The organism is Vibrio sp. TRT 17S01 (assembly GCF_050113695.1).
GTDB lineage: Bacteria > Pseudomonadota > Gammaproteobacteria > Enterobacterales > Vibrionaceae > Vibrio.
In genome coordinates this window covers 398824-421594 of record NZ_JBNJOG010000001.1, presented here as the reverse complement: position 1 = coordinate 421594, position 22771 = coordinate 398824, and the positions used below count along the sequence as shown (strand labels likewise).

Genomic DNA, 22771 nt, shown 5'->3' with positions numbered 1-22771 from the left:
TGAGTTAGTTGTAGGCGCGTGCCAAGGTTCCTGAACCGAAGTACTGATACGCTTTCGAGTCGTTTGCGATAAAAACCGACTCTCCGGATGTTAGCGTCAATTGCTTTTGCCTGTCTGTTATCGTCACTTCACCTTCAACACAAAAAACAATTTCGGCGCCGCGAACATACTGTGTTTGGGGGTCTACCTCAGAAAACAGAATATCAAAACCAAAGTCATCGACGGGTATCGGGTAAGACAGTTTGCCATCCTTCATTGTGGGAGAGAGCTTCAACGTTTCTGGCGCAATGGACTTAAAAATGGTGTTGTTAATCAACTCTGAAACGTCGATGTATTTAGGCGTCAGGCCAGCACGTAATACATTATCGGAATTCGCCATAATTTCTAAAGCCGTCCCATAAACATACGCATGAGGCGTTTCAGCATGGAGGTACATCGCTTCTCCTGGCGCTAGTTCTATGGTGTTGAGCAGCAAAGGAGCAAACAATCCAATATCGTCCTTGTAGTACGTTCGAAAGTCTGCACTGTAAGCTAGCGCTTCACGGCCGATAAAGGTTTTCGCTGGACGCTCATATGCAGTATATAACTCACTTAATGCCGCCTCTTTACGCTTCCCTTCCAGTGACATAATCGTTTTAAAAAACGTCTGCAAACTCTGGCTGGTTTGTTCTGATTCTAATAAAGCGACGTCTACCGCTAAGGTGGGGATATCAATTTCTTTGAACAAAGCGACAATCTGCTCTATCGGACGAAAACCATTCATCGCCTTGAAAAACGTAAGCGCATAGACCATTTCAGGCTTATGATTTGCATCTTTGTAGTTGCGATTTGACGCGTTTAACTCAATTCCTTGATCATTTTCGCGCGCATAACCCACTTCCGATTTACGTTTATTCGGATGGACCTGAATCGACAGCGGCGTTTGAGCAGAAAGCACTTTAAATAAGTATGGCAAGTCCCCAAAACGGTAAGCCGTATATTCACCTAATAACCTTTCTCTATCTTGTTGAATCAGCTCTGATAGTAGTTGACCTGATTCTGCCACTTTTGAACAACCATTTGGATGAACTCCCATCCAAATTTCAGCTTGAGGTTCATTGTTTGGGTTAGCAATACCAAACAATGAACCAATTGAGCTGTTGCTGCCCCAAGCGTAGTTTTGAATAACGTTATCAAGTTTATACAGTGTCATGTTTATACCTTGCTGAGATTCGCCTTCGCATCAGCTGGATAGATGACCCCATTACTCCTGCGTATTTCTGTCAGGAGCCTTGAGACAATTAGAGCCCGCCGATTGTCATAACTTTTCTGTTCAATAATGTGTTCAGCAAAAGCTTTCGCTTCATAAAACATCGAGTTGTCAGATTGAGGCAGTTCGTGCTGTTCAATCAAGCCATTGCGATAGTGAACGGTAAACCGATTGAGCTCCGCGATATAGTCGATCAAGATGGCACCTTCTTCACCTTGAATTTCACTTGGCGCATAGCCGTTAGAGACTTTCGAATGAGAGACCTCAACTGAAAAATCTGGGTACTCAAACGACGCGGAACCATGCCCATCAACGCCCGATTCCAACAAGGCTGCCCGAGATGAAAAACTTAAGGGCTCTCCAAACAAGGAAACCATCGCCGAGACACAATAAAACCCGATATCCACCAATGAGCCGTTAGAAAACTCAGGATTAAAAGTGTTCGGATTCTCCCCATCAAGATAGCGTTGATAACGCGATGAATACTGGCAGTATGTAAGGTGCACCTTATGAATTTTTCCGATGCTATCTAATACCTGCTTCAACACAGCGAAATTTGGCAAGTACTGTGTTTTGTAGGCTTCAAAGAGAATGACGTTATTTTCTTGTGCAACTTGGAACATTTGTTTTGCTTCATCCAAGTTAGACGCAATTGGCTTTTCACAGATGACGTGCTTACCATGAGACATCATTAAGATAGATTGAGCACAGTGGAATGAGTTTGGCGAAGCGATGTAGATAGCTTGTATATCCTTGCGCTGCGCAAGGCTGGTTAAGTCCGTTTCAATCGAATCAATATTGAATTTCTCTGCAAACTCTTGCGCTGACGTTGCCGCCCGCGAATAAACGGCGGCGAGCTTCATTAAACCAGTCTCCTGCGCCGCTTCAACGAACTTTTCCGTAATCCAGTTTGTACCTATCACTGCAAAATTAATCATGTTCCGAGCCTCTCTCAACTTAAACTAACGTCAATTACACCATAAGAGCGAACTCGTTCAAGCCATTCATTGATATGTTCTTGATCAGGCACCTTGGCATTCACGGCATAGTCTTCACCTATTGCTTCCGCCTTGCCTTTGCCAAAGTTGTGATAAGGCAAGAGTTCGATTTTTTGGATACTTGGCATCGAATGACTCAGTTGCGCAATCGCTTCTAAGTGCGCGTCGGAGAGGTTGTAACCGGGAATAATAGGACAGCGAAGAATGATCTTGGCGCCGATATCATTCAATACCGCCAGATTCTGCAACACGAAATGTTGTGAAAGCCCGGTAAGTTGCTTGTGTTTCTTTTCACCGGTGGCTTTGTAGTCAAAGAGAAATAAATCTACATACGGCGCAATCTCGCGGTAATGGTGCGGCTTGGATGCACCATTCGTTTCTACACAGACATGAATACCATGTGCTTTGCATTTTTTTGCTAGTGCCAAGGAGAAGTTAAATTGCTTCAGCGCTTCCCCTCCAGAAAGCGTGATCCCACCGCCGGACTTATCAAAGTAGATTTTATCCTTGATCACTTCAGCAAAAACCTCATCGACGCTTTGCTCTTTCCCATAAATCTTAAGTGCATTCTGAATGCACGCATCAACACACTGTCCGCAAGCATCACACAGAGAAAAATCAACCTGATGAAGACCTTGCTGATCGAAGGTGTGTACCCCATTGGGACACACCCTTTCACATTCACGACACCCAATGCACTTATCTTTCGAGAAAGAGAGTTGTGGCTTCACACTCAGCGATTCTGGGTTATGGCACCACACACATTTCATTTGACAGCCTTTTAAAAAAACGGCCGTCCGAACACCGGGTCCATCATTCACGCTGAATTTTTGAATGTCGAAAACAATGCCGTTCATATGCTTCACTTATATGCGATAAGAAGTCGAGCAGCTTTAATCATTTAGCGTTCGATTGAGGATCTCTAGCTGAACATCTTTATCTAAGTTGACAAAACGTGCGCTAAATCCTCCCACTCGAACCACTAAGTTCGGATACTTTTCCGGGTTGTGGTAAGCATCTTCAAGCTCACCTTTACCTACAACGCTCACCATGATCTGCGGGCCACCCTGTTCAAAATAGCCATCAAGCAATGCTTCAATAATCAAGCGCTTCTCTCGGTACATGTTCTTGCTGAACTTCATATTCTGTACTGACCCGGCATGAACCTCCGCTTTTAACTTCGCCAATGAATTCAACATGGCGGTTGGGCCATTCTTATCTGCCCCACTCTGTGGGTTGTTAGCATTGCTCATGTAAACACCTTGATGACGGCCATCAGCAGACGCGCTCGTCGCTCGTCCCCATTCGGTATTCACTTGGTTATTGATGATCACAACCAGATAGCTGTCTAAACCGACCTTTGCTGCTGAATCCTTGATACCATTACAAATGTACTCATGCATCTCTACGGCAATGTCGTCGACGAAAGGGTCATCATTGCCAAATTTTGGTGCCTGAATGAGGTCGTATTTCATTCTGTCGTAACCATTGAAATCGACCTGCAACGCAGCGATCAACTCTTGATAGCTGTATTTCTTCTCTTCAAAAATCACACGTTTAATGGCCGCAAGTGAATCATAGGCGTTGGTATTACCATAGGTCTCATTAGTGCCACCTAACTTGTAAACTCCACCATCCAGCAAAGCCTTACTTCGACCAATACAATCATCCGTTAGCATACTGGTGAACAGAAAACCTACTTCTTGGTTCATCACTTCATAAGAGAAAGCTTGCGCTTTGGAGGTTATTTCAATGTAGTAATCCAAAAGATCACGATAATTTTGCATCACCTCTTCAAACGTCGTTATGTGCTCTGGTTGAATTAAAGCAGTTCCACCGCTTTTGTCCTTACCGTCCCAAAAGTCTGTTCCACCAGTCAGTGATATATTCAAAATCTTCAGAATGTTAATACATGTATTTGGCGTTCCGACACTCTTGCCTGATAACACAAACTCACCACAGCCAAATGGCACATAGTGCTCGGCATCTTCTTCGGAGATCTGCATCGACTTCATTACCGCAGGAATGTTCACGTCATCGTTATAAAGAATGGGGTAAGTCAATCCTTCTCCGATGGCATCTAAAGCCTCTTGATAAACATCGTTATTCATCCCTTTGAAAAATCGCAGGGTAAACTGTGGCTCTGTATCTTGGTTCTCCCGAACCGCTTGGATAGCTAAACGGCAATAAACATCGGCCGTCTCTGGATTACGGCGACCTTTCCCACCAACCACTACACGGCCATTAACCGTCGTTTTTCGAGCTTCAATCAACCGATAATGTGAGCGGATATAATCAATCGCTTGGCGTTTGGTGATGCGGCCAGTTTCTAAATCAGCAGCCAAAAGATCACCGAGGTAATCATCCATACGGCCATAGTTCACTACACCAGCACAAAGGCTAAACAGCCAAGATAACTGTATTCCTTGAAGAAAGGTTTGCGGTTTATCTCTACGAATCGCGGTTAAAGCATCGATCAGAGTGTTCATTTGGTGCTTGCGAGTTAAGCTCGTGGCAGCGCTTAACGTTTTAGCGCACAACGCAATATGGTGATCAATCACGTTTTCTAAAATATCAAGGCAGCCTAAAAAAGCCTTGTGTAATGACTGTGCTTTTACATCACCAGCGGCTTTTGCGTTGACCAGCTTATCGGCAATCATGACGCGCATGCCTTGAATACCATGATCAATCAGCTTGTTGTAATCAAGGTACATTCCGCTCAAACGAGCGGTCGCAATCGCTGGATAATTGACATCCACAAACTTACCTAACGTTGCATCATTTAATGTTTGGCGAAAATAAATAGAGCGCGTGTCATGGACTTTCCAGTACTCAAGAAGCGCATCAACGCGCTGATGTTCAGGTACTTCAAGCTCATTTTTAAATGCCGCGAGCTTATCAAAATTGCAGTAGTGACCAACACCACCGACTGAAGTCACGCTACCAAAGCCAATCGCCAACGCATCTACACGCCCAACAACACAATCCTCTTCTTCAATTTGTCTAAACAAAACTGGATACAACTGCTCCAAACACTTCACTTCACGAAGATAAACATCCTCTTCGGATTGATGTGCTTGTGTGTATGCTTCCATGATAGCTAACTGGGTCAGGCTATCTTTTTCACAAGGTATTTTCTTGTTTACATCCACTTGGCTTGGGTTGTTGTCGATTTTTGATGACATAGTTAGTTCCTCTCGAGGCGATAAAGCAAAACTAAACCCACAACAAAAATATGTAAATACAAATCAATCACAAGAAAGTAAATTGATGATCTTGATCATAAATCAAGCAGTATCATGATTTGTCTACTTTATACTGAGTAACTCTGTTAGCATGTACTCAACCTAACGAGGCTTAATTTAGTTTTTCGTACAGAATATGTGTTAACAGCTTCTAGATTGAGATAAGAAAGAACATTTGATATGAAATATGTAGAGGTTTACCAAGCAATTAAATCCGATATCGTCAATAATACCTACCCTGCGTGGTCGCAATTAGACGGTGAACATGCACTTGCAAATAAGTTCGGAGTTAGTAGACCCACACTTCGCAAGGCAATCGAGAAACTCAAGCAAGAATCGTTTGTCCATTCTCGCCAAGGTTCAGGGATGTTTGTTAATCCTCCAGAATTTTATCAAGACAATAATCTCACGAGTATTTCTGAGCGGATCAACAAAGAAACCGATCTCAAGAGTATCGTATTGGAATTTTCTCAGGTACCAGCAACGGCGGCACTGGCAAATAAATTTAAACTTGAAGTTGGCGCTGCTCTTCACCATTACAAGCGCATGCGCATTATCAATGGTGAACCTGCAATGCTTGAGGAAACGTGGATGCCAGTCAGCTTATTTCCTGACTTCAACGCGACGCATTGTGAACATTCAGTACTGAATTATATTGAAAACGTAGCCGGACAAAATATCAGTCACGATGCGAAAACCATATCCGGTAAGACTCTCAGTGAAAAGGAAGCGTTCTTACTAAGAACCGAGCCAAATCACGTCACATTGGTGATTGCACATAACGTATATTTGCTTCACTCCGTTCTGGCGCAATATACAATTGAAACTTTAGCCTCTAACGAGATCACAACCGTTTCTATTCGCTAATTGTTCCAAATGGCTTGATGCCTCATCAAGCCACTTCTACATTCACATTTTTGCTAGAACTTTGGTGGCAAAATAACTTTATTTTTCGCCACATTCTCACCACGTAAATGATATAAACGATGCGTGTGATTGTCTGGATGATCTGGGTTGATTTTGCAGTCTAACGAAACATAACGCATGGTATAGCCACATCGTCTCAATTCACTATGATTCGGTAGAGCGCCGTGAAAAATACGACCATCGTGAATCGAGCAATAATTGGGCTCCAATTCAAAATAAACCGCATCATCCTCGTTATAGTAGCGGCTGTGTAGCTCGGTAGCGAAAGTATGCGACACCTTATCCACCGCCACATATTCAAAATCTTCTTCGATAAGGTGCGTTCCCGGAATGACCCGCATGCAACCGTTCTCTTTTTTCGAGGGATCTATCGCCAACCAAATCGTCGCAAGCTTATCCATACGATCAATACGCCCTTCCCAATATTTTGAATCTTCATGCCACGGTGTTTTTCGGCCGATATACGGTTCTTTACAGATGAAGTGGCTACTCCAAAGGCCAATATTAGGACCAATGATAGACTCCACCAACGCCAATACTGGCTCAGCCGTCAGGAACTTAAACAGCCTCGGGTCGTTATAGTGTGGCCGGTTAAGCTCATCGGCTCGCATATCGCCTTTATTTTCTAGCAAGGATTCGAAAATACCTTTTAACTCAGCAAAGTCAGACGATTGGAATAACGGTGCTTTAGGCAGTACATAACCGTCTTTACGATATTGTCCATAGAGACGCTGTCTCTCCAGCTCTGAAATCTGCTCTAAGTTTGAAATAATCATTGAACCATCCCTTTCTTTATTTATTTGTATTTACAAATTAATAAAATTAGTGACATTATGCAAACATAGAATCATTTCATTATGGAAAGTGTTGTTATTAAAAAGGGAGGATTTATGGCAGAAGAAAAAGCTTACACAACGAATCTCACCATAAACAGAGATTGGGCACAGGTTCCGGAGCACATACAAATAGAGAATTGTCATGAACTCGTTTGTAGTAAAGACGGTAGAGTTTTCCTATCAGTAGATCACCCAGCCAATAACATCCTCGTATTTTCCTCAAATGGTGAATTCATTACAGATTGGACGCTCGGCTACGACGGCTGTCACGGGTTAACCCTGTTTGAACATGATGGTGTTGAATACTTATTGATCACCCAAACGGGTGTGACTGAACATAATGGAATAGTGAAAAAAGGCCTTGGGGAAGTGGTTAAGGCCACGTTAGATGGAGAGGTACTGCACACCTTTTCCAATCCATTTGAATTAGGACTTTATCGTGACCCACTGACTTATAACCCAACCGAAACCTGTGTGGCGCCGAATGGCAATATCTATGTTGCAGATGGCTACGGTGCTAGCTACATCCATTGCTTTACCCAAGACGGGGCATACCAATTTTCGTTCGGTGGAAGCGAAAAAGCACCAAGTGATTCTTCACTTATCAATCCACATGGTATCGCAATCGACCCCAGGTTTACGGATACCAAGGGTGATCCGCTTCTGGTCATTTCATCTCGTAAACAGTCCCGATTTAAACACTTTACGTTGAGTGGTGAATTCGTTGATGAGACATATTTGCCGGGGATATACCCTTGCAGAGCAGCCATTTTAGGGGAGTACTTATACGCAGGCGTGTGTTGGTCTGGCCCCGTTGTCAGCAATGACGCAATGACAAACTATGTTAACCGTTTAGATGAAAGTGGTTTTGTCATCATACTGAATAAGCAAGGAGAAGTCGTAACCACCATTGGCTCGGCGATGCCTGAACATACCGACAAAGACTTGCACCCAAAACAAGCTCAAGCTGACTCATTGTTTATTCATGTCCATGATGTATTACCGATTGATGAAAAAACACTTCTCATTAGCCAATGGCGTGCGCATCAAAGTCTTCCATATCAAATAAAATGCCACTCAAAGAAATTTGACATAACAAAAAAAGAAAACTAGTGCTTAAGTTTTCAAACTCCTCAGCGTTACCAAACTCACACTTTAATTAAAATTGAGTAAATTACAATCTACGACAATAGAAAAATATGATTAATGTCAATTTAAGACAGAATTGGAGCACATAAGATGGATTGGAATTTGTAAATACATATAAACAATACACCCTACATATAACGATGAGATCTGCATTATGATAAAAGAGATCCTAAATGAGCAATTAATCAAACTTGATTTAGCTGCTAAAGATAAAGAGTCTGCGTTCGACGAACTTGCTGAAGTCCTAGTATCAGCAGGTAAAGTGTCAGACAAAGAACAATTCATTCAAGATTTATGGGAACGTGAACAAACGGGCAACACTGGATTTGAAGACGGCGTTGCTCTTCCTCATGCAAAAAGTTCTGCCGTTATATCACCAGCGATTGCTGTCGGAATTAGTAAGTCCGGTATTGATTATGGTGCCGAAGATGGCAAACCTTCTGAAGTGTTCTTCATGATTGCCTCTCCAGAGCAAGCTTCTGATTTTCATATTGAGGTGCTCGCAAGTCTTTCTTCAAAGCTCATCGAACCCGCTTTTCTTGACAGTTTGAAATCTGCGAAGACCACCGAAGCAGCACTGGCTTTAATTTCAAAAGAGAATAAAGAAGTACCCACCGAGCATGCGACCAAGAAAGGGTTTATTATCGGTGTGACTGGGTGCCCAACTGGTGTCGCTCACACTTACCTCGCAGCAGAAGCCATCGAAAAAGCCGCAACAGAGATGGGGTATGAACACTGCGTCGAAACCAACGGTTCTATAGGCGTACGCAACACCCCAACAAAAGCGGATATCGAACGCGCAGATGCAATTGTGGTTGCTTGTGATAAACAAGTGGATCTCAATCGATTCGCGGGTAAAAAAGTAGTCATTACAGGTGTGAAAGCAGCCATCAAAGAAGCCGATAAACTGATCGAGCAAGCATTGAATGCGCCTATTTTCGAGGGTGATAATAAAGCCGCATCACAAACGGCAAGCGTTACTGGTCCGGGTGGATCTGGAAAAGATTTATATAAGTACCTAATGAATGGTGTATCCCACATGATCCCATTTGTGGTTGTGGGCGGTATTCTCATCGCACTTGCGCTTGCCATTGGTGGAGAACCTACACCGGGTGGTTTAGCGATTCCTGAAGGTAGCCTCTGGAATAAGATTCTTGATGTTGGTGTGGTTGGCTTTACGCTGATGATTCCAGTTTTAGCTGGTTACATCGCCTATGCGATCGCTGACCGGCCGGGGCTGGCTCCGGGTTTAATTGGCGGTTGGATTGCCAACAACGGTTCGTTCTACGACGCTGGCGCTGGTACAGGTTTCATCGGTGCTATCATCGCGGGCTTGCTTGTGGGTTACTTCGTTAAATGGATTGTGAGCTTCAACTATTCGAAGATGATTCAACCACTTGTACCAATCATGATCGCTCCCATTGCTGGTTCACTTTTTATTGCCGCCGTCTTCATCTTCATCATTGGTGCCCCTATCGCCGGCATCATGGAAACCATGAATGAGGTGCTTGCAAACCTTTCTACAGGCAATGTAATTATTATTGGTATTGTTATCGGCTTGATGCAAGGCTTTGACATGGGTGGGCCTTTTGGCAAGGTCGCATTCCTCTTCAGTGTTGGGTTGATTGCAGAAGGTCAGACTCAATTTATGGGTGCACAAGCTGCTGCCATTCCTGTAGCGCCACTCGGTATGGCTCTCGCCGCCTTCATCGGCAGTAAAATGAACCTATTTGAAGGAGAAGAAGTAGAGAACGCTAAAGCAGCCACAGCGATGGGAATGGTCGGCATATCTGAAGGTGCGATTCCGTTTGCCGCTCGCGACCCATTTGCAGTGATCCCAGCCAACATGATCGGCTCAGCCGTTGCGTGTGTATTAGGCTTCACATTTGGCTTAACATGTAATGTGGCTCACGGTGGCCCGATCGTTGTACTACTTGGTGCATTCAACAAACCACTGCTCGCTTTACTTGCCATGGCAATTGGTGCAATCACCACAGCCGCAATCGCTATTGCATTGAAGAAGATGCGTCTAAATCGTATCGCAGCAGCACAACAAGGACAGGTAACCGCACAATAGTAACCCGCCCACGCTTGAATTTATTAGGGGTATTAACTGATACCCCTATTTCATTGTGACCATGACACTGCAATCATTTACTCTTTCAAATCAAATTAGAAACCAAACTTGTTATTTCTCGACTTCGCCACCATCTTAATCGTATTGACTCGATTAGAGGAGAAACGTGACGATGTTTAATTCGATCACCTCTTTGTTCAAACAATTACTGGAAGGCAACGATCTTTCCCAGCAAAATACAAACGATGCCAACCTTGCTATCGCTTCATTACTTTGCGAAGTGGCAGGAGCCGATCATCAAATTGATGTGAAAGAAAAGGAAGCTAAGCATCAGTTGCTCGTCCGTCTTTTAGGCTTAACAGAAGAAGAATCAGACCGGCTATTGCAACGGGCTGAGCTACGAGTCAAAGACTCCGCTTCCCTTTACGACTTTACTTCTCAGTTGCGAGAGCTTTCTCAGGAAACACGCTTTGAGCTTATCAAAGCAATGTGGGAAGTCGCACATGCCGATGGTGAAATTGATCCTCTAGAAGATGCGGTCATTCGCAAGGCGGCAGAACTACTCTATGTGGATCATAGTGAATTTATACGGGCAAAACTGTCAGTCACTGACGGCAAGCCCTAGAAACAACACGGGGGGAGCATTTCGCTCCCCCCGTTGTTCTTTACAGCATAGTTAACGCTAGCTTAGCTAGGTTATAGGCATCAACATAGCCAGAATGTTGTCGCCCTTCCCATTCAATGCCCTTCGCTTCTTGAGCAGCACGATGACCGATGCGCTTATCTTTAAGGCGGTTCTGAATTCGATATAAGGTTGCTAAGTTAATGAACTCACGAAATGGTGCATCGATGCCTTTCTGCTGACACTCTTTCATCAAGACTAAATCGTCACGCCCCCACGCCGCATAGATCTTATTGGAGCCACCAAAGTTTTTGATCATCGATTGAATAACTGACGCAAGTGGCCGTCCCTGCTTTTCAATTTTCCGAGGTGTGATTCCAGTAAGTTCAGCACAAAACAATGAAACTTCATCATGCTCAGGCTTCACATAATATTGAGCACGCTTTACAATTTCACCTTTGGCAATATCGATCTCAGCCAAGCCAACTTCGATAATTTCTCCAGTTGTCCCTACGCCATCTTTGTTCCAGCAGCACATTTCCAAATCGAAACAAACTATGCGGTTGTGGTTCATCGCTCGCCTTTAGTGTGAAAGTCGTTAAAGCGCTAAATTTTACCCTAGCTAAAGGAAAAACTCGACTCATGCAAAATCGTTTGCTGAGTTAATCAGCAATTGAACAGCAGTTTCGGCCCGCTTTCTTGCTTAGATACAGTTGGCTATCCGCAGCTTGTATTAATGATTCTTCATTGTGGTTATCCCGAACAACGGCACCAATACTCAATGTGCAAGATATTTGATGCTCTGCAAACTGGTATTCAGACTGTTCAACAGCAACTCGAATTTCTTCAAGATACTCTTTCAGCAAAATAGGATTTACAACTTCGGTCAGAATACTGAATTCGTCACCTCCCATCCGAACAAACATGTCACCACGCTTCAGTTTGTTGTTAATAACTTTGGAAACATGGATCAACATTTCATCACCAGCGACATGGCCGTGTTCATCATTGATTAATTTAAAGTTATCTATATCAAAACCGATTAGGGTAAATTTTCGACCACGTGCAATATAGTCAGCAAGCGCACTATTAAATGCACGCCGATTGTACAGACCCGTCAAAGCATCATGACTTACAAGGAACTGTAACTCTTTGGTTCGTTCGTCGAGTAGTACTGACAGTTGCTCTTTTGCACGTACCATCATAAACACGATATAGCTCACTAAGATCGCAATCACGAGCCCCGCTAGAGCAACGCCTTTCAAGACCATCCGCTCAATACCCGACGTACTTTTCTCGAGCTTAAACTCCACCATCCATTCTCTATTTGGCAGCACCACTTTTTTAACACTGCCCATGCCTTCAATTGCATTCCATTCTGGGCTTTGAAATAAAATAGGGTCGTCTTCAGCATCAAAACCTAAATCGGTTACTTTTACTAATAACCTTTGCTCTGTTGCCGTTCTTACCATCAATTGTTCAAAGTAGCGCGTAGTTCGGATCACCCCAACAACCACGCCAATCATCTGTTGGTCATCAAAAAGATCAAACACTGGGTGGTAAACAAGCATCCCTTCTTTTTTCAGACTTTGATCCAGCCCATCTTGAAGCAGTCGGACTTTATCCGAAACATTGGGTTTATGCGTGATGCGCATGGCATCAAGAACAAGCTGGAATCTGACACGAGATGAATAAAAACCTAGAAGATCGAGGTTGGCTTTAGTACGTGGATATATATCGGATGCGACGAAAATAGGTTGGTCATCTTGCATGATATAACCCATGGTTTTAGGGCCATCTTTAGGAATGGTATAGATTTCAAAAGAAGGGAAGGTTTTACGTACTTCTTTTATATGCGCATCGAGATCTTGCTTCTCTACTTTTTGCATCCACTGCAAACCAATCAGCGTATCACTGCCATCAATAAGCCGCTTAGCAAAAACATCAAACTGATCCCAGTCTTCAGGAAACGTAGCGTAGAAAAAATTAGCACCGGAGCCAATATAACTTAAGTCATGTTCAACATATTCTTGTAGCGTTTGAACCTGTCGCTGAGCAAGGTTATCCAACAATGAAGTTAAATAGCGCTGCTGTGCTGAGTAGGAAAAAAAGACGAAGAACATCGTCACTATCATCGTAAAAACGAATGCAGCCAAAGGAAGTAAGAATTTCTTATTGAAAATAAGATACATGGTCCGAATTGCTTAAGTTTAATCGATGTCATTCTAACTCTAGCAATCCCAACTCAGAAAGCACAATTATGAATTACAACTAAAAATACAACCTAGAGCACGTACAAAAATCCATTAGGGTAAAAAAAGCGAACAAAAAGAGAGCAACTAAACCTCTTAAGCATGAGTGAGACTCGATTTGTACAAGCCCAGTCGCTTGAATATGGTACTATTCGCCCCAATTTACCGACTATTACTTGGCAATAAGCCACGGGTTACCCAAGAGTATTCCCGATACAACAACTATCTAAAGAGAATTCATCATGAACTTCGATTTACAAATGATTCCTCAAACTTTTGACATGCTGCATGCAGGCTTAACAGCTTCAAGTATTCTGCTACTTCTAGTTGCGGTATCTCGCAAATCCAAAGTCATTGAAAAAGTGGTTGAGAAACCAGTTGAAAAAATCGTCGAGGTTGAGAAGCCTGTCGAGAAGATCGTTGAAGTAGAAAAAGTAGTGGAAGTTGAGAAAGTCGTAGAACGTGTTGTAGAAGTTGAATCGAAACTTGCAACGGCATCTACAGACTCTGCAATGCAGCTACTTTCTATCATGCAGCAAGAAGCTCGTCTGATTGACTTCCTAAAAGAAGACCTAACGTCATTCTCTGATGAAGAAGTCGGCGCAGCTGCTCGCGTAATCCACACTGGCGGTCAGAAAGTGCTGAACGACTACGTGACGCTAGCACACGTTCGCAACGAAGACGAAGAAACTCGCATTACGGTTGAAGAAGGCTTCAACCCACAAGAAATCCGCCTAACTGGCAACGTAACAGGCAGCGCGCCATTCAACGGCACGCTAGTTCATAAAGGCTGGAAAGCAACATCAATGACGTTGCCAAAACTAGCAGAGAACTACGATGCATCTGTGATCGCTCCAGCTGAGGTTGAGCTGTAATGGAACACATGAACCAAGAAAACCATTCTCAAGAAGCGTCTGTTGAAACTCAACAGACGCCTAAATTCAGTGTCGGTATCGACTTAGGTACAACACACTGTGTAATGTCTTTTGTTGATACACACGACGAAGACGCTCGCGTTGAAGTTATGCCTATCCCGCAACTTACTGCGCCAGGCACAGTAGAGACTCGCAGCCAGTTAGGCTCTTTCCTATACCAGCCGCACGAGCACGAAATGAACCCGCAATCACGCGTTCTTCCGTGGTCTAGCGAGCCAAAAGCACTGGTTGGTGCAATTGCACGTAATCTAGGCTCAAAAACACCAATTCGCCTTGTTGCAAGTGCGAAGTCTTGGCTTTGCCACGCTGGTGTGAACCGTCGTGATGCCTTCCTACCAGCAGGTAGCCCAGAAGAAGTAGAAAAAGTATCCCCTCTTCGCGCGACAGAGCTTTACCTAGAGCATCTAAAAGACGCTTGGAATCACACCAATCCAAATCACAACCTTGCCGATCAAGACGTGACTATCACGGTTCCTGCGTCTTTCGATCCTGCTGCTCGTGACCTAACTGCAGAAGCAGCACGCAACGTTGGTTTTGTGCACCTAACGCTTCTAGAAGAGCCACAAGCTGCACTTTACAACTGGATTGATAACAGCGACGACAAATGGCGCGACGAAGTTGAAGTTGGCGACATCGTGCTTGTGGTCGATATCGGTGGTGGTACAACCGACCTTTCTTTGGTTGAAGTCACTGAAGACGAAGGCAACCTAACTCTGAACCGCATCGCGGTAGGTGAACACATCCTACTTGGCGGTGACAACATGGATCTTGCACTTGCGTACCGTTTGAAGATGAAGCTAGCGCAAGAAGGCAAAGAGCTACAGCCATGGCAAGTTCAGGCAATGACGCACGCATGTCGTGATGCTAAAGAAACACTATTGAACGACAGCGAGCTTCAGTCAGTGCCAATCGTGGTACCAAGCCGTGGTTCTAAACTGCTTGGCGCAACGCTGAAAACAGAACTGACTCAAGAAGAAGTACAACAAACACTGGTTGACGGCTTCTTCCCTCAAGTTGCGATTACTGACCACCCTGTTCAACGTAACCGTGGTGCACTAACGCAAATGGGTCTGCCTTACGCACAAGATGCAGGTATTACTCGTCACATTGCAGCGTTCTTGTCTAAGCAAGCCAATGCTCTTTCTGCTTCAGGAAATGGCGCAGAAGCAGCAGCTCAAGATTTCAACCCATTTGCTAGCATGCCTGGTATGCCAGGTGCAGATGCAGCGCAATCAGCTGACTTCATCAAGCCAACGGCAATCCTATTCAACGGTGGTGTTCTGAAATCGAAACTTCTAGCAACTCGTCTAGAAGACACGATCAACGAATGGCTACTTGAAGCAGATGCAGAAATGACGAAACGCCTAACAGGTGTGGATCTAGACCTTGCGGTTGCTAGCGGTGCGGCTTACTACGGCTCTGTACGTCGTGGTCAAGGTGTTCGTATCCGTGGTGGTATTGCTTCGGCGTACTACGTGGGTATCGAAAGTGCGATGCCAGCAATTCCGGGCATGGCGCCGCCAATGGAAGCACTGTGTGTAGCACCATTTGGTATGGAAGAAGGCTCAAGTGTTGACGTACCAAGCCAAGAGTTTGGTTTGATCATCGGTCAGCCAGTTAACTTCCAATTCTTCGGCTCAACCGTTCGTCGTGATGACCTAGCAGGTACTCACCTAGACTACTGGGCACCAGAAGAGCTTGAAGAGCTACCAGAAATCCAAGTAACGCTGCCAGTATCTGAAGGTCGTCGTGAAGGTGAAGTGGTTCCAGTCACCCTAGCCTCTCGCGTGACAGAGCTTGGTACGCTTTACTTAGAAGCCATCGCCGCTGATAACGGTCAAAAATGGCATGTTGAGTTCGATGTGCGCGAAGACGCGAAAAGCGACTCAAACGAAGAAGAATAAATAGAAAATCAAACGGCATCCAATCGGGTGCCGTTTTTAAATACACGAAGGTTTGTATGGCATCTCCTCGTTTTCTTGTTGGTATTGACCTTGGCACCACAAACACTGTGGTGGCGTATTGTGAAATCACCGACAACCTTGAACAATCCGAAGTATCCCTATTCGACATCGACCAATTGATTGGTCCGGGTGAAGTGGTTCGTAAGCCACTGCTGCCCTCTTTCCGCTATCACCCTGCAGTTGGTCAAATCTCCCCTTCTGACCTGACACTCCCTTGGGAAAACGAACCTGTTTCCGGCGACATTAGTAATGTGATCGTGGGTGAATGGGCTCGTGAATTAGGCGCAAAGGTGGAAGGACGTCAGGTATCCAGTGCCAAAAGCTGGCTATCACACCAAGCGGTGGATCGTAGCTCAGACATTCTTCCTTGGGCGGGCGCGCAAGACGTAGATAAAGTCTCACCTGTCATTGCCAGCGCAAGCTACCTCAACCACATTCGCCAAGCGTGGAACTACCGCCATCCTAGCAATAAGTTAGAAGACCAAGATGTGGTTGTGACCGTTCCAGCGTCGTTCGATGAAACTGCTCGTAAGCTCACGCTTGAAGCCGCTGAGTTGGCAGGTTTGAAAAAAATCGTCCTGCTCGAAGAACCACAAGCCGTATGTTACGACTGGTATGCACGCCACCAGCAAACCGCAGCCGATGAGCTCAAAGATCTGCCACTGATTCTGGTGTGCGATGTGGGTGGTGGTACCACCGACTTAAGCTTGATTGAAGCAAGTTTCTCTTCACAAAATGAGCTAGCCCTTGATCGTATTGGCGTTGGCGAACACTTGATGCTGGGTGGTGACAACCTCGACTTAGCATTAGCGCACCTTGCGGAAAGCCGCCTTTCTCAAAATAAAGGGGAACAAAGCAAGAAGCTCACTGCAGCAAGCCTGACTAAGCTGATTCAGCAAACTCGTAAAGCGAAAGAAAACCTGCTTTCAGCAAGTGCACCTGAAGAAGTAAAAATCACCATGCTGGGCAGCGGCTCGAAACTTCTTGGCGGAACAAAGAGTATTGGGCTGAGCAAACAAGAAGTACACCAAATCGCTTTAGATGGCTTCTTCCCGCTTTCTGATTTCAGTGAAGTACCAGACAAGCGCCGCAGCGCCGTTGTCGAGTTTGGTCTTCCATACGTTGCAGACCCAGCAGTGAGCAAACACGTTGCCGAGTTCTTAACTCAGCACCAACAAGTGTCTCGTGCCGCTCTTGGCCTTGAAGACGACAAACAAAATGCAATTCCAGTCGGTTTACTACTTAACGGTGGTGTGTTCAATAGTGAACTTGTGACTGAGCGAGTCACTACCCTACTTTCCGATTGGCGCGGCGCACCGGTTACGGTATTAGATAACCCACATCCAGATTGGTCTGTTGCACTAGGTGCGGTTGCGTTTGGTAAAGCACGTCGTGGTGCACAGCTAAAAATTGGTGGTGGTGCAGCGCGTTCTTACTTCTTGCATCTTCAAGAAAAGAACAAGATGGGCAAAGCGCTCTGTTTGCTTGCAAAAGGCACAGAAGAAGGTCACGAGATCCGTTTAAGTGGTCGTCGTTTCTCGCTTACCTTAGGTGAACCCGTTCGCTTTAACCTGCTGACTTCTACCCACGACACCTTAACCAATAACACTGCCATTCAAAACGGTGTGATGGTGGACGTTGATCCTGACTTGTTTGCTCCTCTGCCGCCTTATATCACCACCCTTGAAGGTGAAGGCGCCGAGCTACAAGCCAACCAGAAAGAGCGTGTAGAAGTACAACTGGCGTGTCAGTTGACTGAAGTCGGCACACTAAAGATGGAATGTGTCAGCGCAGAAGACGACAGCAAACGTTGGGAGCTAGAGTTCGAAGTTCGCAACAAGCAAACCGACGACAGCGAGCAAGTTAAACTTCACCCTAAACTGAACGAATGTAAGGAGCTGATCGCTCGCCTTTACAGCGGTAACAAGAAAAGCGCAGAAAGCAAAGAGATCAAAACCTTAGCCAAAGATCTTGAGAAAAAACTTGGCAAGCGCGACGAGTGGGATTTCACTACCCTACGTCAACTGTTCGATACCTTTGCACAAGGTCGTAAGCGTCGCCGTCGTTCTGAACAACACGAGAAAAACTGGCTTCGTTTGGCCGGTTTTGCACTGCGTCCAGGCTTTGGCGATCCAACCGACTCATGGCGCATTGAGCAAGTTTGGGGTCTCTACCAACAAAACATTCAATTCAAGAACCATCAAGGTTGGACCGACTGGTGGGTGTTCTGGCGTCGTATCGCAGGTGGCTTGAGCCAAGAGCAACAAGAGACCATCTTGGCGGACATCGCGAAATACCTACATCCTGGTGCGATGAAAAACCCACAATCAGCCAAAGCGGCACAAGACATGGGTTATGAATCCATGGTTCGATTAGCGGCATCACTTGAACACCTAGAAGTCGAAGACAAAGTTCTATTGGCAACGTGGTTCTTGAGCAAAGCCATCAACCATAACCAGTTCGAACAAGCGCACTGGTGGGCAATGGGTCGCTTGGCATCGCGTACGCCTTTGTATGGCAGCCAGCATAACGTCATTCCTCGTGAACAAGCAGAACAATGGTTGCCTAAGCTGTTAGAGCAGAACTGGCAGAAAGAGCCAATGATCGCTTTCGCAGCCGTAATGATTTGTCGCAAGACGGGCGACCGCCTATTTGATATCTCAGACGACTACCGTGAACAAGTGCTGGCTAAGTTGAAGCAAAGCAAGGTGCCTGAATCTTGGGTATCACTGGTTGAAGAAGTTAAAGCACTATCTGAAAGCGAATCGAAGCGTATCTTTGGTGACGCATTGCCAGCAGGCCTCACTTTAGTCAATCAGTAGAGTACATTAGCCGAAGTTTACTTTCCGTAGACAAACTTCGGCTAATACTCCATGCCACGCTTTATTTAATACACTGGTACCACCTTCTCACTTCTTTGTAGTACCTCTTTGTATTAAAAAGAAAATCCAGTAAGCTGAGCACGTTTTATTGTGGGGCTGTTATCTTGCTAAACCGAACTTTTATACTCACGCTATTTGCTGTCACCGCACTGTTTTTTTCCAGTGTGGCGGTGAGTGTTCAAGCGGGTCAAGAAACCTTTTCCCACTCAGCAGCCGGTGATTTTAAGTGGCAAGTTCATCCAGTAGAGTGCCCGAAATCGGAGCATCAAAATGAAATAAACAATCATCATTGCTGCGCTTCTGTTTGCTTACTGAAAATCCCTTGCAGTCAGAACGTCAATATCATCAGTAAACTATCTGTGGCTCGTGCCTCCATCCATCCCAATAAGATTGGCGAAGCCATCAGCCGAATTCAAACCTTATTCCGCCCCCCAATCGCTTAAATTCCATTCACAAATCTATCTATCACACTGTCGTCTCGAGCGAACCCGTGTGTTCACTGAATAATGAATTTATAGGAATCTAAGCCATGAAAAAACTGGTTACTTTCGTTACTACACTACTTATCGCGTTTGGTGTACAAGCTGCCCAATTTGAAGAAGGGACACATTACAAAGTACTGGATGTTGAAAAATCTAACTCTCAAAAAGTGACTGAATTTTTCTCATTCTATTGCCCACACTGCTACAAATTTGAGCCCGTCATCAACAACCTAAAAGCATCATTACCTAAAGATGCAAAATTTGAAAAAGTTCATGTGGCTTTTATGGGAAATAACATGGCAGTACCAATGGCTAAATCGTACGCAACAATGGTCGCATTGGATGTGGAGAAAACACTCGTTCCTGCCATGTTTAAACAAATACATGAACTAAAATCAGCACCGAAAAATGAGGAGGCATTGCGCCAAGTATTTATAGATAATGGTGTGGATGGGAAGAAGTTTGATTCAACTTACAACAGCTTTGTTGTTAATTCTATGCAACGTGCATTTGACAAACAGTTTGAGAAAAGCACGCTAACCGGCGTTCCGGGCGTATTGGTTAACGACAAATACATTGTGAAACCAGAGAAGATAAAAAGTTTCGAAGAATATAATCAGCTAGTCAATTACTTGCTGACACTGTAAAACTAAAAAGGCCAGAGCTAAACTCTGGCCTTTATTTCTAACATCTGCCTTTTTTCGCTTGGCCCGGTGGACAAAACTCACCGTCAGAACCAGATTTTGAGTCTTTATTACTCACTTTCACTTCAACGTCTTTGTATTCGCCTTCTAAGCTATTGATCTGACAACCAGCTAAAAGTCCGCACATACAAAGTGCTAGATAAATTTTCTTCATCTGATGATACCCTCATGTTTGTCGCAGATTTTACGTTTCTTACATTCTAGAATGTCATTAATTAGTCAATTTGCAATTTACGGTGTCAATTCAGCCTACGGAGTAGATTTTGAAACTCGAGAAATTTGAAGACATATACTACCGCGCAGCAGAACGCAAAGGTGGCAATGAAAACTTGGAGACATTGCTGTCTTCACCATTAACGTCTCAAGAAATCGCACAGATACCCAATGATCGGTGGCTATCTGCATTTAGTATGAAGATCTTTCAAAGTGGTATCTCTTGGAATGTCGTTCGTAATAAATGGCCAAACTTTGAAGAGGTATTCTTTGGTTTTAATATTGGCCCATTACTGATGCTCTCAGACGAGCAGTGGGACAACAAAGCCTCAGATGTTCGTATCATTCGCCACCATGCTAAAGTCAAATCAATACAAGCCAACGCTCAAATGATCCATGAAGCTTCTCTTCAACATGGTTCGTTTGGAAATATGATCGCACAATGGCCAAAAAGCGACATCACAGGCTTATGGGGCTTTTTAAAGAAACACGGTAGCCGACTCGGTGGAAATACGGGCCCCTATAGCTTGCGGCAGATGGGAGTAGATACATTCATTCTGTCAGGGGATGTAGAGTCTTACTTGCGAAATAGTAAGATCATTGAGGGAGGAAAAGATACCAAACGCTCCCTACTTGCCATCAATAAAGCGTTCGCAGAATGGCAAACCCAAAGCGGCCGTAGCCTCAGCGAAATCAGTCAGACTATAGCATTCAGCACTGGCGATAATCGGCTTTAATCACTCAAACCAAAATAGAAAAGCCAGTCTACACTGGCTTTTCGGTAACTGAATTCAATATATCGTGGTTCTTAGCACTTCTCGATGTCGCTCTTCAGCAAGAATACATTCCACATCGACCTCACTTAATGGTGAGTTTCTATCTCTAGAAATCGCGCCATCGGCTATCAGCGACAAATAACGTCCGCAGCACACACGAAGAAAAGAAGTAAAATTACTGATGTCATGCTGTGCTTCTAGGGATTCACGGTACAAACGAGTGATCATTTGGTTCACAGTCAAGCTGTCTCTTTCTGCAATTTCTTCTAAAGTTTCCCAAAAAAAACACTCTAAACGGATGGAGGTGACCACGCCATCAATTCTCAACGAACGTGTTTTGCTGGTCCATAAATCTTGTTCTGCCTGTATAAACAACTGACACATGATCACTCCTCCTGAGTATTGTTATAGTAACGCCGTAAACTGCTGAAGTAACGCTGGATGAGCAGGCCAAGCAGGTGCTGTTACCAACTTACCGTCAGTAATTGCCTGATCCATTTCTAGCGCGACATACTCGCCTCCAGCCATTGTTACTTCAGGAGCACACGCAGGATAAGCAGAAACTTTCTTGCCTTTCACAACATCCGCAGCTGTAAGTAACTGTGCGCCATGACAAATGGCTGCGACTGGTTTACCTGTATTAATAAATGATTGAACTAACTCGATCACTTCTGGGTTTAATCTTAGGTATTCCGGAGCCCTACCCCCTGGAATATATAACGCATCGTATTGAGCGAACTCAATCTCATCAAAAGTAGCATTGAGTGTAAAGTTGTGTCCCTTTTTTTCTGTATAGGTCTGATCACCTTCAAAATCATGGATCGCTGTTGCAATAGAATCACCGATTTTTTTGCACGGGCACACGGCATCAACGTCATGTCCCATTGCTAGCAGTGCTTGAAATGGCACCATATTTTCATAGTCTTCAACGAAATCACCAGTGATCATCAGTACTTTAGCCATCTTGTTTCTCCATTTATTAACTCTGTTCCACCTAGTGTGCGCTTCAAGGTTTAGCATGGTCAGGTGAATGACAGGTAGTAATTGATTACTACGCTTGTTATCTGGTTCTAAAAAAAACAAAAGTTCATTACTACATCCAAAATATTCGGTTCGATGTAAAAAAAACTCCGATATATCGGAGCTAAAAGGGCGAATAGAACTTTGTAATTTACTTTTATAAAATAATGGCTATTTTGATAAAGCATAAAAAATTTACCATTATTTTAGTCATAAGATATTCTTTATTTAAGAATGTAGATAATAAAATAATGTCTAATTAATTCTATATAGTTTCTTAAGTAATCATACTAACTAATAGATAAAACCTATATTAATGCATTGATAGATGCATAAATCAACTTCTAAACTTGTCGGATATTTTAAGCATCTATTCTTAGCAAACAATCCATCAAAAAACGCCAAATATTAGTCACTTATTTTTGACGATTAAAAACACC

20 protein-coding genes are annotated in these 22771 nt (G+C 44.2%); 10 read left to right on the top strand and 10 right to left on the bottom strand.

Translation table 11 applies throughout. The features are described from left to right. Positions 1 to 4 precede the first annotated feature (4 nt). Genes manA through ACQEXS_RS01860 form a run of 4 tightly spaced genes read right to left on the bottom strand, consistent with a single transcriptional unit; the run spans position 5 to position 5432 of the window. Complete coding sequence (gene manA / locus ACQEXS_RS01875; RefSeq protein ID WP_427012607.1) at positions 5 to 1192, bottom strand: mannose-6-phosphate isomerase, class I; 1188 nt, start codon at positions 1190 to 1192, stop codon at positions 5 to 7. A gap of 2 nt (positions 1193 to 1194) precedes the next feature. Then, positions 1195 to 2187, bottom strand: coding sequence for a Gfo/Idh/MocA family protein (locus ACQEXS_RS01870; RefSeq protein WP_427012606.1), 993 nt, complete (start codon positions 2185 to 2187; stop codon positions 1195 to 1197). Positions 2188 to 2201: 14 nt separating this feature from the next. Further along, positions 2202 to 3104 (bottom strand): glycyl-radical enzyme activating protein, encoded by a 903-nt coding sequence (locus tag ACQEXS_RS01865; RefSeq protein ID WP_427012605.1) that lies wholly within the window; start codon positions 3102 to 3104, stop codon positions 2202 to 2204. A gap of 36 nt (positions 3105 to 3140) precedes the next feature. Continuing rightward, positions 3141 to 5432, bottom strand: coding sequence for a pyruvate formate lyase family protein (locus ACQEXS_RS01860; RefSeq protein WP_427012604.1), 2292 nt, complete (start codon positions 5430 to 5432; stop codon positions 3141 to 3143). 240 nt (positions 5433 to 5672) lie between these two features. Between ACQEXS_RS01860 and ACQEXS_RS01855 the strand changes: the two genes are divergently transcribed. Beyond that, positions 5673 to 6359, top strand: coding sequence for a GntR family transcriptional regulator (locus ACQEXS_RS01855; RefSeq protein WP_427012603.1), 687 nt, complete (start codon positions 5673 to 5675; stop codon positions 6357 to 6359). Positions 6360 to 6412: 53 nt separating this feature from the next. Here ACQEXS_RS01855 and ACQEXS_RS01850 read toward each other — a convergent pair whose 3' ends face one another. Continuing rightward, positions 6413 to 7195 carry a phytanoyl-CoA dioxygenase family protein gene (locus ACQEXS_RS01850; RefSeq protein WP_427012602.1) on the bottom strand — a complete coding sequence of 261 codons (783 nt, stop codon included), beginning with the start codon at positions 7193 to 7195 and terminating at the stop codon, positions 6413 to 6415. 114 nt (positions 7196 to 7309) lie between these two features. Here ACQEXS_RS01850 and ACQEXS_RS01845 point away from each other — a divergent pair, with 114 nt between their 5' ends. The 3 genes from ACQEXS_RS01845 (at position 7310) to ACQEXS_RS01835 (ending at position 11106) form a co-directional block, all read left to right on the top strand. Next, a complete protein-coding gene (locus ACQEXS_RS01845; protein WP_427012601.1) occupies positions 7310 to 8368 on the top strand; it encodes a hypothetical protein in 1059 nt (352 codons plus the stop codon). Between the two features lie 190 nt (positions 8369 to 8558). Continuing rightward, positions 8559 to 10481 carry a PTS fructose transporter subunit IIABC gene (locus ACQEXS_RS01840; protein ID WP_427012600.1) on the top strand — a complete coding sequence of 641 codons (1923 nt, stop codon included), beginning with the start codon at positions 8559 to 8561 and terminating at the stop codon, positions 10479 to 10481. Between the two features lie 172 nt (positions 10482 to 10653). Next, positions 10654 to 11106, top strand: coding sequence for a TerB family tellurite resistance protein (locus ACQEXS_RS01835; protein ID WP_427010245.1), 453 nt, complete (start codon positions 10654 to 10656; stop codon positions 11104 to 11106). Positions 11107 to 11146: 40 nt separating this feature from the next. Here the strand turns inward: ACQEXS_RS01835 and ACQEXS_RS01830 are convergent, their stop codons facing one another. Further along, positions 11147 to 11677, bottom strand: coding sequence for an exonuclease domain-containing protein (locus ACQEXS_RS01830; RefSeq protein ID WP_367988815.1), 531 nt, complete (start codon positions 11675 to 11677; stop codon positions 11147 to 11149). A gap of 88 nt (positions 11678 to 11765) precedes the next feature. Next, positions 11766 to 13295 (bottom strand): sensor domain-containing diguanylate cyclase, encoded by a 1530-nt coding sequence (locus ACQEXS_RS01825; protein ID WP_427012599.1) that lies wholly within the window; start codon positions 13293 to 13295, stop codon positions 11766 to 11768. 302 nt (positions 13296 to 13597) lie between these two features. Here ACQEXS_RS01825 and ACQEXS_RS01820 point away from each other — a divergent pair, with 302 nt between their 5' ends. From ACQEXS_RS01820 to ACQEXS_RS01800, 5 genes are all read left to right on the top strand, one after another. Next, a complete protein-coding gene (locus ACQEXS_RS01820; protein WP_367988813.1) occupies positions 13598 to 14230 on the top strand; it encodes a DUF2760 domain-containing protein in 633 nt (210 codons plus the stop codon). Beyond that, on the top strand, positions 14230 to 16194 hold the full coding sequence (locus ACQEXS_RS01815; protein ID WP_427012598.1) for an Hsp70 family protein: 1965 nt from the start codon (positions 14230 to 14232) through the stop codon (positions 16192 to 16194). The genes ACQEXS_RS01820 and ACQEXS_RS01815 overlap by 1 nt, the downstream gene beginning before the upstream one ends. 56 nt (positions 16195 to 16250) lie before the next feature. Further along, positions 16251 to 19076 carry an Hsp70 family protein gene (locus ACQEXS_RS01810; RefSeq protein WP_427012597.1) on the top strand — a complete coding sequence of 942 codons (2826 nt, stop codon included), beginning with the start codon at positions 16251 to 16253 and terminating at the stop codon, positions 19074 to 19076. A gap of 164 nt (positions 19077 to 19240) precedes the next feature. Then, positions 19241 to 19579 (top strand): hypothetical protein, encoded by a 339-nt coding sequence (locus ACQEXS_RS01805; protein ID WP_427012596.1) that lies wholly within the window; start codon positions 19241 to 19243, stop codon positions 19577 to 19579. Positions 19580 to 19665: 86 nt separating this feature from the next. Then, on the top strand, positions 19666 to 20265 hold the full coding sequence (locus ACQEXS_RS01800; protein ID WP_427012595.1) for a thiol:disulfide interchange protein DsbA/DsbL: 600 nt from the start codon (positions 19666 to 19668) through the stop codon (positions 20263 to 20265). Positions 20266 to 20302: 37 nt separating this feature from the next. Here ACQEXS_RS01800 and ACQEXS_RS01795 read toward each other — a convergent pair whose 3' ends face one another. Then, entirely contained in the window at positions 20303 to 20476 is a 174-nt protein-coding gene (locus ACQEXS_RS01795; RefSeq protein WP_367988808.1) for a hypothetical protein, read from the bottom strand. Between the two features lie 109 nt (positions 20477 to 20585). Between ACQEXS_RS01795 and ACQEXS_RS01790 the strand changes: the two genes are divergently transcribed. Further along, a complete protein-coding gene (locus ACQEXS_RS01790) occupies positions 20586 to 21272 on the top strand; it encodes a DNA-3-methyladenine glycosylase I (protein ID WP_427012594.1) in 687 nt (228 codons plus the stop codon). A 54-nt stretch (positions 21273 to 21326) separates the two neighbouring features. On the opposite strand, the gene ACQEXS_RS01785 is transcribed toward ACQEXS_RS01790, so the two are convergent. Together ACQEXS_RS01785 and ACQEXS_RS01780 are read right to left on the bottom strand one after the other, a co-directional pair. Next, complete coding sequence (locus ACQEXS_RS01785) at positions 21327 to 21695, bottom strand: ribbon-helix-helix domain-containing protein (protein WP_367988806.1); 369 nt, start codon at positions 21693 to 21695, stop codon at positions 21327 to 21329. A 21-nt stretch (positions 21696 to 21716) separates the two neighbouring features. After that, a complete protein-coding gene (locus tag ACQEXS_RS01780; RefSeq protein ID WP_367988805.1) occupies positions 21717 to 22274 on the bottom strand; it encodes a DJ-1/PfpI family protein in 558 nt (185 codons plus the stop codon). Positions 22275 to 22771: the final 497 nt, after the last annotated feature.

Coding starts and splice junctions, on each gene's coding strand:
- manA (WP_427012607.1), bottom strand. CDS start 1,192: ATGACACTGTATAAACTTGATAACGTTATTCAAAACTACGCTTGGGGC.
- ACQEXS_RS01870 (WP_427012606.1), bottom strand. CDS start 2,187: ATGATTAATTTTGCAGTGATAGGTACAAACTGGATTACGGAAAAGTTC.
- ACQEXS_RS01865 (WP_427012605.1), bottom strand. CDS start 3,104: ATGAACGGCATTGTTTTCGACATTCAAAAATTCAGCGTGAATGATGGA.
- ACQEXS_RS01860 (WP_427012604.1), bottom strand. CDS start 5,432: ATGTCATCAAAAATCGACAACAACCCAAGCCAAGTGGATGTAAACAAG.
- ACQEXS_RS01855 (WP_427012603.1), top strand. CDS start 5,673: ATGAAATATGTAGAGGTTTACCAAGCAATTAAATCCGATATCGTCAAT.
- ACQEXS_RS01850 (WP_427012602.1), bottom strand. CDS start 7,195: ATGATTATTTCAAACTTAGAGCAGATTTCAGAGCTGGAGAGACAGCGT.
- ACQEXS_RS01845 (WP_427012601.1), top strand. CDS start 7,310: ATGGCAGAAGAAAAAGCTTACACAACGAATCTCACCATAAACAGAGAT.
- ACQEXS_RS01840 (WP_427012600.1), top strand. CDS start 8,559: ATGATAAAAGAGATCCTAAATGAGCAATTAATCAAACTTGATTTAGCT.
- ACQEXS_RS01835 (WP_427010245.1), top strand. CDS start 10,654: ATGTTTAATTCGATCACCTCTTTGTTCAAACAATTACTGGAAGGCAAC.
- ACQEXS_RS01830 (WP_367988815.1), bottom strand. CDS start 11,677: ATGAACCACAACCGCATAGTTTGTTTCGATTTGGAAATGTGCTGCTGG.
- ACQEXS_RS01825 (WP_427012599.1), bottom strand. CDS start 13,295: ATGTATCTTATTTTCAATAAGAAATTCTTACTTCCTTTGGCTGCATTC.
- ACQEXS_RS01820 (WP_367988813.1), top strand. CDS start 13,598: ATGAACTTCGATTTACAAATGATTCCTCAAACTTTTGACATGCTGCAT.
- ACQEXS_RS01815 (WP_427012598.1), top strand. CDS start 14,230: ATGGAACACATGAACCAAGAAAACCATTCTCAAGAAGCGTCTGTTGAA.
- ACQEXS_RS01810 (WP_427012597.1), top strand. CDS start 16,251: ATGGCATCTCCTCGTTTTCTTGTTGGTATTGACCTTGGCACCACAAAC.
- ACQEXS_RS01800 (WP_427012595.1), top strand. CDS start 19,666: ATGAAAAAACTGGTTACTTTCGTTACTACACTACTTATCGCGTTTGGT.
- ACQEXS_RS01795 (WP_367988808.1), bottom strand. CDS start 20,476: ATGAAGAAAATTTATCTAGCACTTTGTATGTGCGGACTTTTAGCTGGT.
- ACQEXS_RS01785 (WP_367988806.1), bottom strand. CDS start 21,695: ATGTGTCAGTTGTTTATACAGGCAGAACAAGATTTATGGACCAGCAAA.
- ACQEXS_RS01780 (WP_367988805.1), bottom strand. CDS start 22,274: ATGGCTAAAGTACTGATGATCACTGGTGATTTCGTTGAAGACTATGAA.